Source organism: Acinetobacter sp. YH16038, from assembly GCF_013417275.1.
Lineage (GTDB): Bacteria > Pseudomonadota > Gammaproteobacteria > Pseudomonadales > Moraxellaceae > Acinetobacter.
Window position 1 is genome coordinate 32,909 of the sequence record NZ_VPEG01000028.1, and the last position, 15,335, is coordinate 48,243.

Genomic DNA, 15,335 nt, shown 5'->3' on the forward strand with positions numbered 1-15,335 from the left:
ACTCGAATCGTCCTTATCGAATGGCGACTAGTTTTAGTTGTCCATAATTTGTCAGCATCTTGTCTTCAACATCTATGGCTGAAGCGAGTGGGGTCATTAATACATATTGGCTTTGCGCAGGAATCTGAATAATTCCCTGTATCTTCTCATGTTGAATAATATTGGCTTGTGCTTCCTGATTTTTAAAACCGCCCGCCCCTTCTAAAACACAGCCTCGTTCATCCAGAAATACAACAAATGGCCAGTAATAGGCAGGATTATTCTGACGGGAAGCATAAGACTGAATCTGAATATTTTTAATATCAGATTTTAGCTTCACAATTTCATAATCAAACTCATCTGATTTCAGCGGTGCCCGTGGCCACAGATTAATGGATTTACCTGCACTAATCTCTTTCGCATTCTTAACTTTTTTATCTTTAAAACACTGCTTACCTAAGCTTTCTACAGATTCAGGCTGAGAAATACGATAGTAGGTTTGAGCCAGTACAATAGGACCAGAATCTACGACAGGTTGTTGAAACAAGGATTTTATAATCGACTGTCCAACTCCTTTTTCACGCTCAATCGTCTGTACACGTGTTGACCCAATATTTTTATCAACTATCCCTTCAGGCATACTATAGAAACGTTTTTTACCTTCCAGATTAAATTCTTTATTTTCCAGATATTCACTATCCACATATTCCACCCCTTCAACCTGACTGAAACCCTGTTTTTGAACAGGATCAGGTACTGCCTGAATGACAGGTTCAGGGGTTTGAAGCTGTGTCACTGGTGGTAAGTGCTGCGGTAATCTAGACTCAACGTGTTTAGTTGGTTGTACTGGTTGTACTGGTTGTACTGGTTGTACTGGTTGTACAACCATATTATTTTTTTGCTCACCTGTTGTCACACTTTTTTCCACCGCCTTTGGCTCGGATTTTTTCAGATCCTGTGCAGTAGATGTAACGGGCGTAGTCAATTTTTTCGGAGTAGTGGCCGCTTGGTTTTTTGTTGTTTCTTTCTGCTCATTATTTTGACGTGGCACAACTAATGGTCGCCCATCGGGCCCAATGATCGTAATAAACTCTCTGGCATTTGTATAAAAAGACCATGGTACCAGACTTAATGCCAGTACCATTTTTATCCCTAAGTTCCCTGTTCTGATCATTTCTTCCTTACCAACGGGTGCGATAGTTCAAACCTAAAATTGTGATCTTGGTATCTGTTTTGACATTCAAGCCTGCATATGGATTCAGTAACAGGTTATTTACCCCGGTCTGGTTCGCTAGGCTACTGGTATTTGCTGGAATATTATCTTTACTGCGTAAGAAACCAATAGATAGATCCAGATCCGTATCTGCGTCAAAACGGTAGCCCACTCCTAAACCAAATAGCTGTGCACCATTAATCGGTACCATAGTATTGCGTTTATCTTTTGGAATGGCACTGGTACGTGGTTCATAGCCAGCACGAAGTTTCAGTCGGTCAGTTGCTGAATACTCTACTCCGATCCCGAAGTTCCATGGCGACTCAAACCCAAGCGGTAATGCAAGTGAAGAATCCGTTACATTGGCAGATAACAGTTTGGCAATCTTCAAGGCAGACAGGGTACGGTCGAACTCAAACTTGAATTGGTCCCAAGCAGCATAATCTGTCCAGCCAATATCAAAATTGACTTGTAGATCTGGCATTACCTTATATTTGATCCCCGCCTGAAAGTGAGCTGGGTATTCGAAATCCATGGAAACCAGACCCGATTCACTTGAAGGGATATAATTTGGAAAACCAAGAATTGCAGCTAAAATCTGGCCAGTTGGGGAGGTCATCAGACCTTTAATCATTTCCTGTGGTGCTTTGGCATTATCGATATGATATTTACCTTTTAAGCGCATTTTGGCAGCACTCTGGTAAACCATACCAAAACTGAAATCTTCAGTAGGCTCCCATAGAACACCCAGGTTATAGCTTGGACTTAAATTTTGTTCTAATGAAAGTTGCATTTGGCCAAATTTACCAAATGGGTTCATTCCTTCATCAGCATTACAGATCCCGAGCAACAAGATGTCAGTAATGATGTCAGAATTTTCTTTAAATGGTGTACATACGACTTCATCAATCATACGCAACATGCCAATCAGCTCATTGGGAAAACGTAAATCTGTTTTCATGGCAATGGCTTGATAAGACATCCCGATTGAAGCACCAATCGAAAGCTGGTCGTTGACTTCATAACCAATTGATGGAGATAAATAGGTAATTCGCTCCAGAGCAACCTGTTGTCCCATAAAATTGGCAGGATTACCATCTTCATGACCAAAACCTGCAACTAGCGGTGCATAAACGGCAGTTGCATAAGTTGCTTTAGAGCCTGGTGGTTTATAAGAGACCCCCATGGTAGGTGCTGCCATCGGGAGGCCTTCACCCAAATCCACCATTTTTTTCAAAATTGGTACGTAGAGACTGACATACTCTACATCACCCTTCACTGGGCCCTTAAAATCTGTACATAAATCAGAAGACACTTCAGGTCCATCATTACAGACCATTGGATCATCTGAATAACCAAAAACGTTATATCCAGCAGGAACCGTAAATTCACGCTGAATATCAAAGTTCGCAACAATAATTTGCTGTTCGGTTTGTAAGCCTTCAATTTTAGCCAATGCAGCCGGGTTAAAGTGAATTGCATTCACTCCTGGCGGATCTGCAGTAACTGCGTTCCCCATAGACAATGCACGCAGGTCAACAGAAAGGTTGGTCCCTAATTGTGCAAAGGTATAACTTGAACAGCCCGCAAGAATAATTCCTGTTAATAACGGGCTAAGTCGAATGTTTTTCATACGACACCCCTATTAACTGAATTTCTTACCGAAACCTAAAATATCAAGTGGGAATGAAAGTCCCAGTGAAACATCTGGTGCATCTTCGGTCAGCCCTAATCCGACCGTACCATTTACAATGGTTTCTGGGGATACACGCACTCCTAAAGAAATCGCAAAAGTCGAGCTAGTCTGATCAGCGGCTGAATAGCTTTCACCCGTGTGATACTTAAATTCGGCACCAGTATTAAAGCTTTGCTGATATGACATGGTCATGGAAACATCATAGTTAAATGAATAAGCAAAACCGAAAGCGAAACCACCACTAATTCCTGGTTCAAATTCTTCAATAATGCGTGTACCACGACGCTGATCTAAGCCAGATTCCTTAAACCCATAATTTGCAGAAACAGAGGCAAATAGTACCACTGGATCAATATATTTACGTGTACTCGCCCCCACACCGGCTGAGTAATATCCCTTGCCTGCAGCCAGATCTTTTGCTGCATTAATTTCATATGGGCTATCACCTGTTTTAGTCGACAAATTAGCAAATAAAATAAGTGGTAAACGACCTGCTTTTAAAGGGAATGGCTCCCAACGTGCACCTAGACTAATATCCCCTAATCCTGCTGTAGAGGTATCTTTTAATAGATCTGTTTTAGCGACTAAAGGTAAAGAAGCTGTTAAGGTCAGGTTATCTTTCACCCCATACTGAAAAGTGAAAGTATTGGTCAGGCTATGCGTTGCATTTTCCTGAACACGGAGTTGATACAACTGGCCCTGTGCCATTTCCATATCGAGTTGTGTATCTCGATAATAGGTATAATCGATATCATAATAGGATGAAATCTCACCTTGTTTAATAAGTGAGTATTGACGCTCATTTGAAGTAAATACTTCTTCTAGACTCGCTTCCTGAGTAGCATCTCCTTCTTTTTTCTGTAAGGCTTGAGATGCATCTACTGCTTGAGTGGCTGGAGCTTCAACAGGTGCAGCTGTTTCAACAACAGCTTCTTCCTGAACGGTTTCATATCCTCCCAGTTCAGGCTCTGCTACAGCTTCCTCCTGAACTGTTTCATACCCCCCAAGTTCAGGTTCTTCTACAGCCTGAGTTGCTGCTGGTTCAGGCTGAATATCAACGGATGCGGCAGTCTCGACTACTTCTTCCTCAACCGTTTCATACTCACCCAGTTCAGGCTCATCCGCAGCCCATGCCACTCCCATGACCATCTGAATGCTGAGCGCCAAGAATGTCTTGTTCATCCATTTACTGTTCATATCCATTTCACCATTTTTAATTTTTCTATAGCCATCTTTTCGTTTTATTTATTCTTGTAATAAAGTCTGAGAAAATTATATTGATATTCCCCAAATTTTTCTGAATCTACATTACGGTTACGATCCATACGGATAGTCGATGCTTTATCGGCAATTTTATCCATATAGAATTGTGGATACTGCATATCAACTAAAGCATAACGGTTAATGGTTGCATCTTCGACATGACGCATATCCGACTCTTTTAATGCCAAAAAGTTTTTTCGATATTGTTCAGGGACATTAATTAAATATAAAGTATTGTTTTCCCAAATTTCCTTAAATCGCTGTTCATCAAAACTGATATTACCTAGCGCAGGATCTGCAACATACACCCGTCCATTTTTATAAGCTTTGTACACGACAAAATGTTTAAATCCTGCATAGGAAATAGGAACAATGGCGGGTTGCCCCTGTTTAACCAGATCTTCAAATTCCCCGCGATAGCCACCACTTTCTAGGCCTAAAGCAGCAACAAAACGCTTCATATCAAGAAGGGAAAAGCTACGACGTTCGATGATTTTATCCGTTTCACCAAATTTCATTAGGCCATTCATGACTTGCTGCTCATCCAGCCGAGTACCTACATAGCCATTTAATAAAGTCGTAAGTGCTGCTGAACCACAACTATAATCATAAGCCTGACGCACAATTCCCTGAAACTGGTCTAACAGTGCAGGTTTGACTTCCACATGTTCGCGGTGCATACGTACGAAAGAATCATTTCTTGAATCAAGAACTTCAGTATAGTGAACAGCGCCTGGTGGCTGTTTTTTAATATCCAGAGCTTCTTTGGCAGCGTAATACATCAATGCCGAGCCCAATGCAATCTCTAACATATTCTTTTACTTTTCTTATCATTGGCATGATGTGCCTAATTTTTCTTTTTATAGAGTCTTCACTCTACTTCCCTGTAACTAGAAAGATACCTTCTTTTTCAAAAAAATACAGTCTTTTTTTATTTTTTTAGATAGATGTTGTAGTCATAAAAAAAGCGCGTGTAAACACGCGCTTTTTTAAGGTAAAAATTAGTGACCAGAAATGGTAATAATTGCACCTTTTGTATATGTATTAAGAGATGGAGAATAGAAAGTTTGTAAGCCTTGAACTTCCATATCACCAATTGATGATGCTGCGCTACGGTTACCTAAATGAATACCTTTAATATATTGATCTTTAGCACCAGTATCATTGCTTACAATCCGTATATGCGCTGCTTTACCGATAGTATCACTTGTACCCACATAAGCATCATTAAATACTGAAATGCTTTGATCAATACTTAAATCATTTTTCTTCGCATCTGCAATTTTGATGCTTTCAATAAAGATTTCACCAGAGTTACGAGTAGAAACTGGCACATTTTCAGTAGTACCTACAGTAGTTCTACCTACCATTACACCCGATGTAGAGTTATCCAAAATACCGAGATTTTTGATTTCCAAACCACCTTCCATTGTGGTTTTCAGCTTGATCATCGCGCCTTGAGGTGCAGCACCTAATTGGATATTAGCATCCATCACACCTGTTTTAACTTCCAAGCCACTAATAATATCATTAATAGTACCAGTTCCACCACGACGAACTGTATTTGCATTCTCGCCCGCACCTGCAGTACCAGATGCAGTTACACCGATTCGACCAATTTTGATATCAAGGCCTGATACTTTTGCAGCTACATTAATAAATGGATTACCAGCACCTGCATCTGAATCAATTGTCAAATCAGCCAAGTTACGTGAAGTTAATAAGTATTTATTGTTATTATCATAGTTAGCACCAATTACTACACCATGTGTAGCCGTAGTTGGATTAGCAAGAGCTGCAGCATCCGGCGCTGTATCCGTCGTACCACGAATTACAATCGAACCAGCACCCGCTGTTTGTCGAGTTATAGTACCATCAGTTGTATCAACCTGATCATAACCACCTTTCAAACCGTCATTATCGTGAATAAATAACTTTTCAATAGCAATTTTTGAAATACCGATCCCGATACTAATACCATCTTGACCCGTTGTAGCGCTTAGGGATGCATCATCCATTGCTTGCATCGCCATCGCATTTGCACTAAAAGCAACTGAAGCAGCTAAAGCCAATTTTGTGAATTTTTTCATTGTTTACTCTCCCAAGAGTACTATTTTTTTTTGGTTGTGAATCACTCAGTGCCGACGTTGTGTTTTTTATTTTCTGACAACGCCAAGCATCTTTCCTTGAGTAATTTTGCTCGCCCACTTAACTTAACGTCGAGTCATATTTTGATCAACTGTCGTTGGTCGCAATATTGAGCTTACCGACAAACGGTATTTGATGATTTAGAAATATTTTTTCCTATTCTTGATATAAAATACCGGCTCATATCGGAATATGCGCTACTGAATGAACGAAGCTCCTTACCATTGTCCTTTAAGTTTTGCATCTCTTCAGCTTAAAGATCTATTGCATGCATTAAGCCCCTTAGATCACCTGATATATTTAAATAATAATGGGCAGCCTTTTATTGCCTGCTGTGCACAGAAATATTTTATGGTGCAAGATGGACAACCTCAGTCATTTAAGAGAGTGGATATCGGGCAATATCAGGCTGATATATCTGAACTCATATTAGAGCTTGAGCAAACTCCAGATATTAAAGCGAATGGATTTTCTGGGGGTTATGTTGGGTTTATTGGCTATGATTACGCTGCTCGACAGCACACCCAGTACCCAGAACGAGCTCAACCTGGCCTATTTATCGGTCAGTTTGATTCTTATATTAAGTTTGAAGCTGATCAATGGGTATTCTATAGTCATGATCTGCAAGCAGAAGATATTTTCAATCATCTTCAAAATCTATTAAATCAAGCATCCATACCACCGAAGTTTCAATTAAAGACCCTTTGCAGCCCACGTTGGGACAAATCTCGCTATGCACAGGCATTCCAGGATATTCAGGATTATATTCTAGCCGGTGATTGCTACCAGATTAACTTAACCCAAGAATTTACAGCACTTGCTGAAGGTTCATTATTAGAAACTGCACATGCTTTCTGGACATTAACCAATGCACCTTATGCGGGCTATCTTCGTATAGGTGATTTTGAATTACTGAGCTGTTCACCTGAACTGTTTATTGACTTTGAAGCACATCGAAAAATTGTCACCAAACCGATTAAAGGTACCATGCCACGTTTTGCCGATCCGGTGCTTGATGAGCAATCCAAACAACGATTAAAAGACTCAAGGAAGGATCAGGCTGAAAATGTCATGATTGTAGATTTGTTACGCAATGACCTCAGTGTTTATGCAGAAACAGGTTCAGTCAAGACACCTAAACTATTCAATATTGAGTCATTTAATCAGGTACATCATATGGTCAGCGAAGTCGAAGCGACCTTAAAAGAAGGTGTGCATCCTTTTAATGTATTACTGTCTGCGCTTCCAGGCGGATCAATTACCGGTGCACCAAAGATTCGCGCCATGCAAATTATTGAAGAGTTAGAAGGTGCTCCACGTGGAGCGTATTGTGGTTCATTAGGTTATTTTAATTTTGATGGAACAGGAAGCTGGAATATTCTGATTCGCTCAATTCAGAAATATCAAGATGAGGTTTCACTTTGGGCTGGTGGCGGAATTACGATTTCTTCTGACTGTGATGCAGAATATCAGGAGTGTTTTGATAAAGTCGAGGCCATGCTGGATTTACTCAATACCTGGTATAAACCCGAATAAATAAAAAGCGGCTCAACCGAGTCGCATTTTTAATCCCTCCTAACCTCCCTTTAAAAAGGGAGGAATAGAGTTGTTCTTTATTAAATAGGAGGTTGGGGATTACGCCAAAATATCGGTTTTCAATGTATCCACTAAACGCTGATTTTGCTCATCTGTACCAATGGTAATACGTAAAAATTGATTGATACGAGGTTTATTAAAGTAACGTACGATAATGCCGCGTTCCCGTAATTCAGCTGCTAACTCACCTGCATCTTTTGATGGTAGTGAAGCAAAAATAAAGTTCGCGCTTGATGGCAAGACTTTGAAACCGAGCTCATTCAACTGATTAACCAGTTTTTCACGACTGGCAATCACTTTAGCATTTTGTGCTTCAAAGTATTCCTGATCTTCGAATGAAGCCACTGCAGCCGCAATCGCAAAACGATCCATTGGATAAGAGTTAAAGCTGTTTTTTACCGCTTCAAGCGCCGCAATCAGATGAGGTTGCGCAATCGCGAAACCAACACGTAGGCCAGCTAAAGAGCGGGATTTTGAAGTCGTTTGGCATACGACTAGATTCTCATATTTCTCAATCAAACTTACTGCTGATTCAGCGCCAAAATCTACATAGGCTTCATCAATGACGACTACTGAATCTGGATTCGCCTGCAGAATTTCTTCAATAGCAGACAAACCAAGCGCAATACTGGTTGGCGCATTTGGATTAGTGATGATAATGCCGCCATTTGGCTGTTTATAATCATCTACCACAATTTCAAAATTTTCATTGAGCGGCAAGATTTTGGTTTTGACACCAAAGAACTGGCTATAAACTGGATAGAAGCTATAGGTAATATCTGGATAAAGCAGTGGCTGTTCCTGAATAAAGAAGGCTTTAAAGATATGTGCTAGAACTTCATCAGAACCGTTACCGACAAAGACATTTTCAGCAGCCACATTTTGTTGTTTAGCTATGGCATGTTTCAATTCAGATGCATCGGGATCTGGATAAAGGCGTAAAACATCTGCGCCATTGGCTAAAACTTTTTGCACCGCTTCCACGACTTTCGGTGATGGTGGATACGGATTTTCATTGGTATTTAATTTTAAAAGGTTTTGAATTTTGGGCTGTTCGCCTGGAACGTAAGGCTCTAGCTCACGGACTTCAGGGCTCCAAAAACGCATTTGCTCTATGGTGATATTCGACATTTTCTATTCTCAAATTCCCTCTCCTTTTCGGAGAAGGTTAGGGAGAGGTTAAATAATTCCCCTTACCTAACCTCTCCCGAAGGGAGAGAAATATCTTTTATTCAATATAAGTATTTAATTACTGATAACGGTAGCGTGCTGAACGGGCATGCGCATCCAGATTTTCCTGCTGTGCCAGAACATCTGCAGTTTTCGCAAGGGTTTTCACACCATCTTCAGAACACATAATCAGGCTTGAACGTTTCTGGAAATCATACACACCCAGTGGTGATGAGAAACGTGCTGTACCAGATGTCGGTAATACATGGTTTGGACCTGCACAATAGTCACCAATCGCTTCAGGCGTATAACGTCCCATGAAAATCGCACCGGCATGGCGAATCTCTTCAGCCATTTCTTGAGCTTCATCCAAACACAGCATTAAATGTTCAGGTGCTACTTGGTTAATCAGCTCAATACCTTCAGCACGATCTTTCACAAGCACTAATGCACCACGATTGGCAATTGAAGTGCGGGCAATTTCTGCTTTTGGTAGAGCTAGCAAATGCTCTTCAATTGCTTGTTCTACTTCATTGAGAAGCTGTTCATCAGGCGTAATAAATACAGCTTGAGCAACAGTGTCATGCTCAGCTTGAGATAACAAATCCATCGCTAACCATTTGGCATTGTTCTGCCCTTCTGCATAGACCAGAATTTCTGAAGGACCAGCAATCATGTCGATACCGACCTGACCAAATACTGCACGTTTTGCCGCAGCCACAAAACGGTTACCCGGACCAGTGATTTTATCGACACGTGGAATGGTTTCTGTACCATAGGCCAATGCCGCAACCGCTTGTGCACCACCAATGGTAAATACACGGTGTACCCCAGCCAGATAGGCAGCAGCCAAGACCAATGGGTTCAGTTCACCATTTGGAGCAGGCACCACCATAACAATTTCACCCACACCTGCCACATGTGCAGGAACAGCATTCATTAATACTGAAGATGGATATGAAGCCAAGCCACCTGGTACATAGATCCCTACGCGATCCAATGGCGTCACTTTCTGACCCAAGGTATTACCTAGAGCATCGACATACGTCCAACCATCCTGTTTTTGTGCCTGATGGAATTCGCGAATACGGTTTGCAGCCAATTCTAAAGCTTCACGCACTTCAGTCGTCAAGCCTTCAAAGGCTGCTTTCAATTGTTCTTGAGTCAGTTCTAAATCTGAAAATTGATGCGCTGGATGTCGATCGAACTGCCGAGTCAATTTAAGAACATGAGCATCACCATGCTGACGCACGTCAGCAATAATTTGGTCTACAGTTTTTAAAAGTTCAGGATCATTCACGGTTTCAAAAGCCAACAAGTCAGCAAACGCTTGCTTGAAGTTTTGATCTTGTGTCGATAAACGTCGCATCAATTTACCCATAAGGTTTGAATTCGAAGGCTTTAGTTTACCTGTTTTCAAAGACTTTGTCGGTAGCTAGAACAGACTTGTGCTATGAGTTTTATTGGAAATAGCTTTAGATAAAATTGATGAAAGCATTAGGCTTCTTATCTTTTTGAGCACAAATAAAAAAACCGCCCAAAGTGGACGGTCTTTAATACAGCGTAAATTTAAGCTTTTTTCGCCTGTTCGCGTGCTTCAACCGCTTGTTCAAGCTGGGCAAGAATTGGATTCAGCAATGCTTGCTTACGTTTAAAGCTGGCTTTGTTCACAATCAGACGTGAAGAGACTTTGCAGATTTCTTCAAGTGGCTCAAGACCATTGGCACGCAGTGTATTGCCTGTATCGACCACGTCAACAATGTAATCACCTAAACCCACCAATGGTGCAAGTTCCATCGAACCGTAAAGCTTGATCACATCAACCTGCTCACCGAGGCTTGCGTAGTATTGACGGGTCAGATTCACGTATTTAGTCGCAATTTTTAAACGGCCTTTCGGACGCTCCATGCCGACTTTACCTGCTGTCATCAATTTGCAGTTGGCAATTTTAAGATCTAATGGTTCATAGACATTTTGCGCGCCATGTTCCATCAACACATCTTTACCTGCTACACCGATATCTGCCGCACCATTCTCAACATAAGTCGGCACATCAGAGGCACGTAAAATCAGGATACGCACCTGTTTATGCGTGGTTGGAAAAATCAGCTTACGTGATTTATCCGGATCTTCCAGCAGGTTAATCCCTGCTGTTTCAAGCAGAGGTAAAGTTTCTTTTAAGATACGGCCCTTGCTTAATGCTAACGTTAAACCATGATCAAAATTGCCCATTACGTCAAAGTTTGGATCATCGTTTCTCATATCACTCATTAACTTACTCGCTTAATTTGGGCACCTAAACCTTGTAACTTTGCTTCGACATCTTCATAACCGCGGTCAATATGATAAATACGGTCAATCAATGTTTCTCCTTCGGCTGCAAGTGCTGCAAGAACTAAAGAGAATGAAGCACGTAAATCTGTTGCCATCACAGGTGCTGCAGAAAGTTTTTCTACACCCGTTACGACAGCATCATTACCTTCGACCTGAATATTGGCTCCCATACGGGCCAATTCAGGAACATGCATAAAACGGTTTTCAAAAATCGTTTCAGAAATTGTGGCAAATCCACGACCAATAGCATTGACTGCCATCAATTGGGCTTGCATATCTGTTGGGAAATCTGGATGTGGCAAGGTACGGAAGCTCACCGCTCTCGGACGTTTGCCCATCATATCCAGTTCAATCCAGTCATCACCACGAGTGACTTCTGCGCCCATTTCCTCAAACTTATCTAGTACAGCTTCCATTAAAGCCGGATCTGTATGCGTGGTTTTAACACGTCCACCAGTAATAGCTGCAGCAGCCAGATAAGAACCAGTTTCAATACGGTCGGCCACTACTGCATATTCACAGCCATGCAGGCTTTCTACACCGGTAACCACTAGAGTATCGGTATCCAGACCGTCAATTTTCGCACCCATCTTAATCAGCATTTGAGCAAGATCAGTAATTTCAGGTTCGCGCGCCGCATTACGAATCGTGGTCACACCATCCGCCAATACTGCAGCCATCAGAATATTTTCAGTACCACCCACAGTCACCATATCAAAGACAACTTCACCGCCTTTCAGACGACCATCGACTTTAGCATGGACATAGCCGGCCTCAACCTCAATCTCGGCACCTAAAGCTTCTAGTGCTTTCAAATGCTGATCGACTGGACGAGAACCAATCGCACATCCACCTGGCAGGGATACTTTTGCACTACCGTAGCGCGCCAATAGAGGACCAAGCACCAAAATAGAAGCACGCATGGTTTTTACGAGTTCATAAGGTGCAAACTGGTTATCCAAAGTAGAGGTATCTGCAATAACTGTATCGCCTTCATAACTAATCGTGATCCCAAGACCTGCGATCAGCTTTACCAAGGTATTTACATCTTTTAGATTTGGAACATTTTTAAGTGTGATTGGCGTATCAGCAAGAATCATTGCTGCTAATAATGGAAGCGCTGCATTTTTTGCACCAGAAATACGCACTTCACCGTCGAGCTTAATACCGCCCTGAATTAAGAATTTATCCATTAATTGATTAAGCTCCAAATAAGCTTGCTTTACGCCATTCTTCTTTGGTCAATGCACGAATGGTCACAGCATGCACTGCACCACTGGCAATATGGGAATTGAGAGGAGCATAAACAGCTTGTTGACGTGCAACCGGACGTTTACCTTCAAACTGATCATCCACAATACGGAGATCGAATTTTCCGCCCTGACCACTCACAGCAACATCCGCCTCAGGAAAAGCGGCTTTTAAAATTTCAGCGAGCTGTTCATTATTCATCACAAGACCTCTTATAGGACTAAGGGTGTAAAACGAGTCATTTTACTATAAATGTAAAAAATAATTCATTAGTCACATACATTATATATATAAAAAAAGAGGCTTTTAAAAACCTCTTTTTCCCCATTTGGTCGCTTAAATGGCTAAACTCTGATGATTCAGCTGCATTTCGCGATATCGGTCAATCTGTTTTTTTAATTTTTCCGTCAAAATTTTAATTGAGGTATACATGTCATCAGCATTGGCATGGGCAAAAAACTCAATACCCGGTAAACGGACAATCGCTTCTGCGATATGGTTACTACTGCCTCTTTTTGAGCGCTTATCAATCTGATGATCTTTGGAAAGCTTAACCTGCATGCTGTTCACCTGATCCAGATGTTTGGTCATCTGTGAAAATTTCGTTTTTATAGTTTCTTCAATCGCTGGCGTAATTGATAAATGATGTCCACGAATTGTTATTTGCATAGTTCTATCCCTCACCTTCGTTAGGATCAGAAGAGTCACAGTTAAAAATGAAAAGAATACAATAACTTGCTCAAGCAAAATCGTGATTTAAAGCATTTATTCAGATCATTTTTACCATGCCTCAAAAGAAAAAAAGATTCATTACGATGTCATAATGAACCTCTAGAATAATCAAATTTCAAAAACTAGATCAAGACTTTTCGCTCAGAAGAGGAAGGAATATGTAACGATTCACGATATTTCGCGACCGTGCGTCGTGCCACATCAATCCCCTCTTCTTTCAAGAGATTGGCAATTGCATTGTCCGATAAAGGCTTACGTGCATTTTCTTCTGCAATCATTTTCTTAATTTTGGCACGGATCGCAGTAGATGAAGCCTCTCCCCCAGAAGTCGTTCCTACATGACTCGAGAAGAAGTATTTCAGTTCAAATAAACCACGAGGAGTTAGCATATATTTGTTAGTCGTTACACGGGATACCGTTGATTCATGTAATTCCACTTCTTCAGCAATATCACGTAAAACCAGAGGCTTCATACCTTCAGGACCAATCTCTAAAAAGCTTTTCTGATGTTCAACAATACAGGTGGCTACTTTCAATAAAGTTTTATGTCGTTCATCAATACTTTTAATAAAGTTTTTCGCTTCCAGCATCTGATTACGCAGGTATTGATTATCTTCACTTTGATCAGCACGACGAATCATATTGGTATAAAAAGAATTCAGTCTTAACTTTGGCATCACATCAGGATTCAACGTCACCTGCCAGCAGTCATTCTTTTTCATTACCACGACATCGGGGATCTGATAATCAGATTCCTTACTTTCAAACTCCAGTCCCGGATATGGTTTAAGAGTTTTTAGCAAATCAACCGCACAGCGTAATTGTTCCTGATTTAAACCAGTTTGCTTAATGAGTTTTGGTAATTCATTGGTAATCAGCAGCTCATAATGTTGCAGCAATTTAACCGCATCATTACGACAAGGGGTATTAACTGGTAGGCTATCCAGCTGAATCAATAAACACTCAGCTAGATTTCTGGAACCTACTCCAATCGGATCAAGACGCTGAATATGCTTAAGAACAACGAGTACTTCATCCTCTTCGATTTCTTCCTCATAATCCATGGAAGATAAAAGATGCTGTACTGATGCAGTAATTTCAGAAATTTCTGCATCCAGAAAACCCTTTTCATCTAGGGAATCAATAATGCAGTAGGCAATGAGCTGATCAATGCGAGAAAAGTGTAGCAGATTAATCTGCTCGAGCATATATTCTTGTAAGCTTTGCTGGCTTTGACGATTGTCTTCGCGCTCTTCAAACTCTGCTGCACCTAGACTTGTCGGTTGATGAGTATAGACATCATCCCAGTCGGTATCTACAGGGAGATCGTCCGGAAGATGGTCTGCATTAAGTTCATTAGTTAAATCCTTTTGACTCGCATCAACAGTAGAAAGACTTTCAACACTGATTTGCTCTTCAACTTTTTCTAACAAAGGATTACTATCAAGTTGTAGCTGGATTTCTTGCTCTAATTCCAGACTGGATAATTGCAATAAGCGGATTGCTTGTTGTAACTGTGGAGTTAATGACAGCGAGTTGGCAATTCGTAATCCCACTGATAGTTTCATATGACCCCCTAATAAAAATCTCGTTTTATAAGCAATTTTCATGCCGTTTTAACTTTTATAACATAGTTTGATAAAAAAACACACAAAACTATAATGATTTCATGAACTTTAACGTCATTCTTATATAATTTTTTAAGCATTATTAATCACTTATTTTTATTAAACAGTAATTAATCTATTTGTAAATTAATATAATTTGACTTAATTTTTTAAACCCCACGCATAAAAAAAGCCCCCTGCGTTTAGCAGAGGGCTTTAGGAATAATGAGCTGGCGATGACTTACTCTCACATGGGAGACCCCACACTACCATCAGCGCTAAGAGGTTTCACTTCTGAGTTCGGGAAGGGATCAGGTGGTTCACTCTTGCTATGGTCGCCAGCACA

The 15,335-nt window shown here is 40.8% G+C and carries 13 protein-coding genes and 1 rRNA gene; 1 reads left to right on the top strand and 13 read right to left on the bottom strand.

Translation table 11 applies throughout. The features are described from left to right. Positions 1–13 precede the first annotated feature (13 nt). From filE to FTV34_RS12630, 5 genes are all read right to left on the bottom strand, one after another. Positions 14–1,153, bottom strand: a complete 1,140-nt coding sequence (filE, locus tag FTV34_RS12610; protein WP_180070421.1) for a putative pilus assembly protein FilE — start codon at positions 1,151–1,153, stop codon at positions 14–16. A 7-nt stretch (positions 1,154–1,160) separates the two neighbouring features. Further along, the gene (locus FTV34_RS12615; RefSeq protein ID WP_180070423.1) at positions 1,161–2,825 is read right to left on the bottom strand and encodes an OmpP1/FadL family transporter; all 1,665 of its coding nucleotides are present in this window, start codon (positions 2,823–2,825) and stop codon (positions 1,161–1,163) included. A gap of 12 nt (positions 2,826–2,837) precedes the next feature. Beyond that, entirely contained in the window at positions 2,838–4,091 is a 1,254-nt protein-coding gene (locus tag FTV34_RS12620) for a hypothetical protein (protein ID WP_171505611.1), read from the bottom strand. A 38-nt stretch (positions 4,092–4,129) separates the two neighbouring features. Further along, positions 4,130–4,963 (bottom strand): C39 family peptidase, encoded by an 834-nt coding sequence (locus FTV34_RS12625; protein ID WP_180003094.1) that lies wholly within the window; start codon positions 4,961–4,963, stop codon positions 4,130–4,132. Positions 4,964–5,152: 189 nt separating this feature from the next. Next, a complete protein-coding gene (locus FTV34_RS12630) occupies positions 5,153–6,241 on the bottom strand; it encodes a DUF6160 family protein (protein WP_180070425.1) in 1,089 nt (362 codons plus the stop codon). 262 nt (positions 6,242–6,503) lie between these two features. Here FTV34_RS12630 and FTV34_RS12635 point away from each other — a divergent pair, with 262 nt between their 5' ends. Next, positions 6,504–7,835: an anthranilate synthase component I family protein gene (locus FTV34_RS12635; RefSeq protein ID WP_180070427.1), complete on the top strand. Its 1,332-nt coding sequence runs from the start codon at positions 6,504–6,506 to the stop codon at positions 7,833–7,835. 99 nt (positions 7,836–7,934) lie between these two features. Here the strand turns inward: FTV34_RS12635 and hisC are convergent, their stop codons facing one another. The 8 genes from hisC to rrf all read right to left on the bottom strand — a co-directional run bounded on the left by hisC (position 7,935) and on the right by rrf (position 15,332). Beyond that, positions 7,935–9,026, bottom strand: coding sequence for a histidinol-phosphate transaminase (hisC, locus tag FTV34_RS12640; RefSeq protein WP_180070429.1), 1,092 nt, complete (start codon positions 9,024–9,026; stop codon positions 7,935–7,937). 118 nt (positions 9,027–9,144) lie between these two features. Then, complete coding sequence (gene hisD, locus FTV34_RS12645; RefSeq protein ID WP_180070431.1) at positions 9,145–10,446, bottom strand: histidinol dehydrogenase; 1,302 nt, start codon at positions 10,444–10,446, stop codon at positions 9,145–9,147. Positions 10,447–10,634: 188 nt separating this feature from the next. Continuing rightward, the gene (hisG, locus tag FTV34_RS12650) at positions 10,635–11,336 is read right to left on the bottom strand and encodes an ATP phosphoribosyltransferase (protein ID WP_005234128.1); all 702 of its coding nucleotides are present in this window, start codon (positions 11,334–11,336) and stop codon (positions 10,635–10,637) included. Then, the gene (gene murA / locus FTV34_RS12655; RefSeq protein ID WP_180070432.1) at positions 11,336–12,592 is read right to left on the bottom strand and encodes a UDP-N-acetylglucosamine 1-carboxyvinyltransferase; all 1,257 of its coding nucleotides are present in this window, start codon (positions 12,590–12,592) and stop codon (positions 11,336–11,338) included. The genes hisG and murA overlap by 1 nt, the downstream gene beginning before the upstream one ends. Positions 12,593–12,599: 7 nt before the next feature. Beyond that, the gene (gene ibaG, locus FTV34_RS12660) at positions 12,600–12,851 is read right to left on the bottom strand and encodes a BolA family iron metabolism protein IbaG (protein ID WP_004783413.1); all 252 of its coding nucleotides are present in this window, start codon (positions 12,849–12,851) and stop codon (positions 12,600–12,602) included. A 135-nt stretch (positions 12,852–12,986) separates the two neighbouring features. Next, complete coding sequence (raiA, locus tag FTV34_RS12665) at positions 12,987–13,319, bottom strand: ribosome-associated translation inhibitor RaiA (protein WP_004783414.1); 333 nt, start codon at positions 13,317–13,319, stop codon at positions 12,987–12,989. A gap of 185 nt (positions 13,320–13,504) precedes the next feature. Further along, the gene (locus FTV34_RS12670; RefSeq protein WP_125279334.1) at positions 13,505–14,950 is read right to left on the bottom strand and encodes an RNA polymerase factor sigma-54; all 1,446 of its coding nucleotides are present in this window, start codon (positions 14,948–14,950) and stop codon (positions 13,505–13,507) included. Between the two features lie 267 nt (positions 14,951–15,217). Beyond that, a 5S ribosomal RNA gene (gene rrf, locus FTV34_RS12675) occupies positions 15,218–15,332 on the bottom strand. Between the last annotated feature and the right edge of the window lie 3 nt (positions 15,333–15,335).

Coding starts and splice junctions, on each gene's coding strand:
- filE (WP_180070421.1), bottom strand. CDS start 1,153: ATGATCAGAACAGGGAACTTAGGGATAAAAATGGTACTGGCATTAAGT.
- FTV34_RS12615 (WP_180070423.1), bottom strand. CDS start 2,825: ATGAAAAACATTCGACTTAGCCCGTTATTAACAGGAATTATTCTTGCG.
- FTV34_RS12620 (WP_171505611.1), bottom strand. CDS start 4,091: ATGGATATGAACAGTAAATGGATGAACAAGACATTCTTGGCGCTCAGC.
- FTV34_RS12625 (WP_180003094.1), bottom strand. CDS start 4,963: ATGTTAGAGATTGCATTGGGCTCGGCATTGATGTATTACGCTGCCAAA.
- FTV34_RS12630 (WP_180070425.1), bottom strand. CDS start 6,241: ATGAAAAAATTCACAAAATTGGCTTTAGCTGCTTCAGTTGCTTTTAGT.
- FTV34_RS12635 (WP_180070427.1), top strand. CDS start 6,504: ATGAACGAAGCTCCTTACCATTGTCCTTTAAGTTTTGCATCTCTTCAG.
- hisC (WP_180070429.1), bottom strand. CDS start 9,026: ATGTCGAATATCACCATAGAGCAAATGCGTTTTTGGAGCCCTGAAGTC.
- hisD (WP_180070431.1), bottom strand. CDS start 10,446: ATGGGTAAATTGATGCGACGTTTATCGACACAAGATCAAAACTTCAAG.
- hisG (WP_005234128.1), bottom strand. CDS start 11,336: ATGAGTGATATGAGAAACGATGATCCAAACTTTGACGTAATGGGCAAT.
- murA (WP_180070432.1), bottom strand. CDS start 12,592: ATGGATAAATTCTTAATTCAGGGCGGTATTAAGCTCGACGGTGAAGTG.
- ibaG (WP_004783413.1), bottom strand. CDS start 12,851: ATGAATAATGAACAGCTCGCTGAAATTTTAAAAGCCGCTTTTCCTGAG.
- raiA (WP_004783414.1), bottom strand. CDS start 13,319: ATGCAAATAACAATTCGTGGACATCATTTATCAATTACGCCAGCGATT.
- FTV34_RS12670 (WP_125279334.1), bottom strand. CDS start 14,950: ATGAAACTATCAGTGGGATTACGAATTGCCAACTCGCTGTCATTAACT.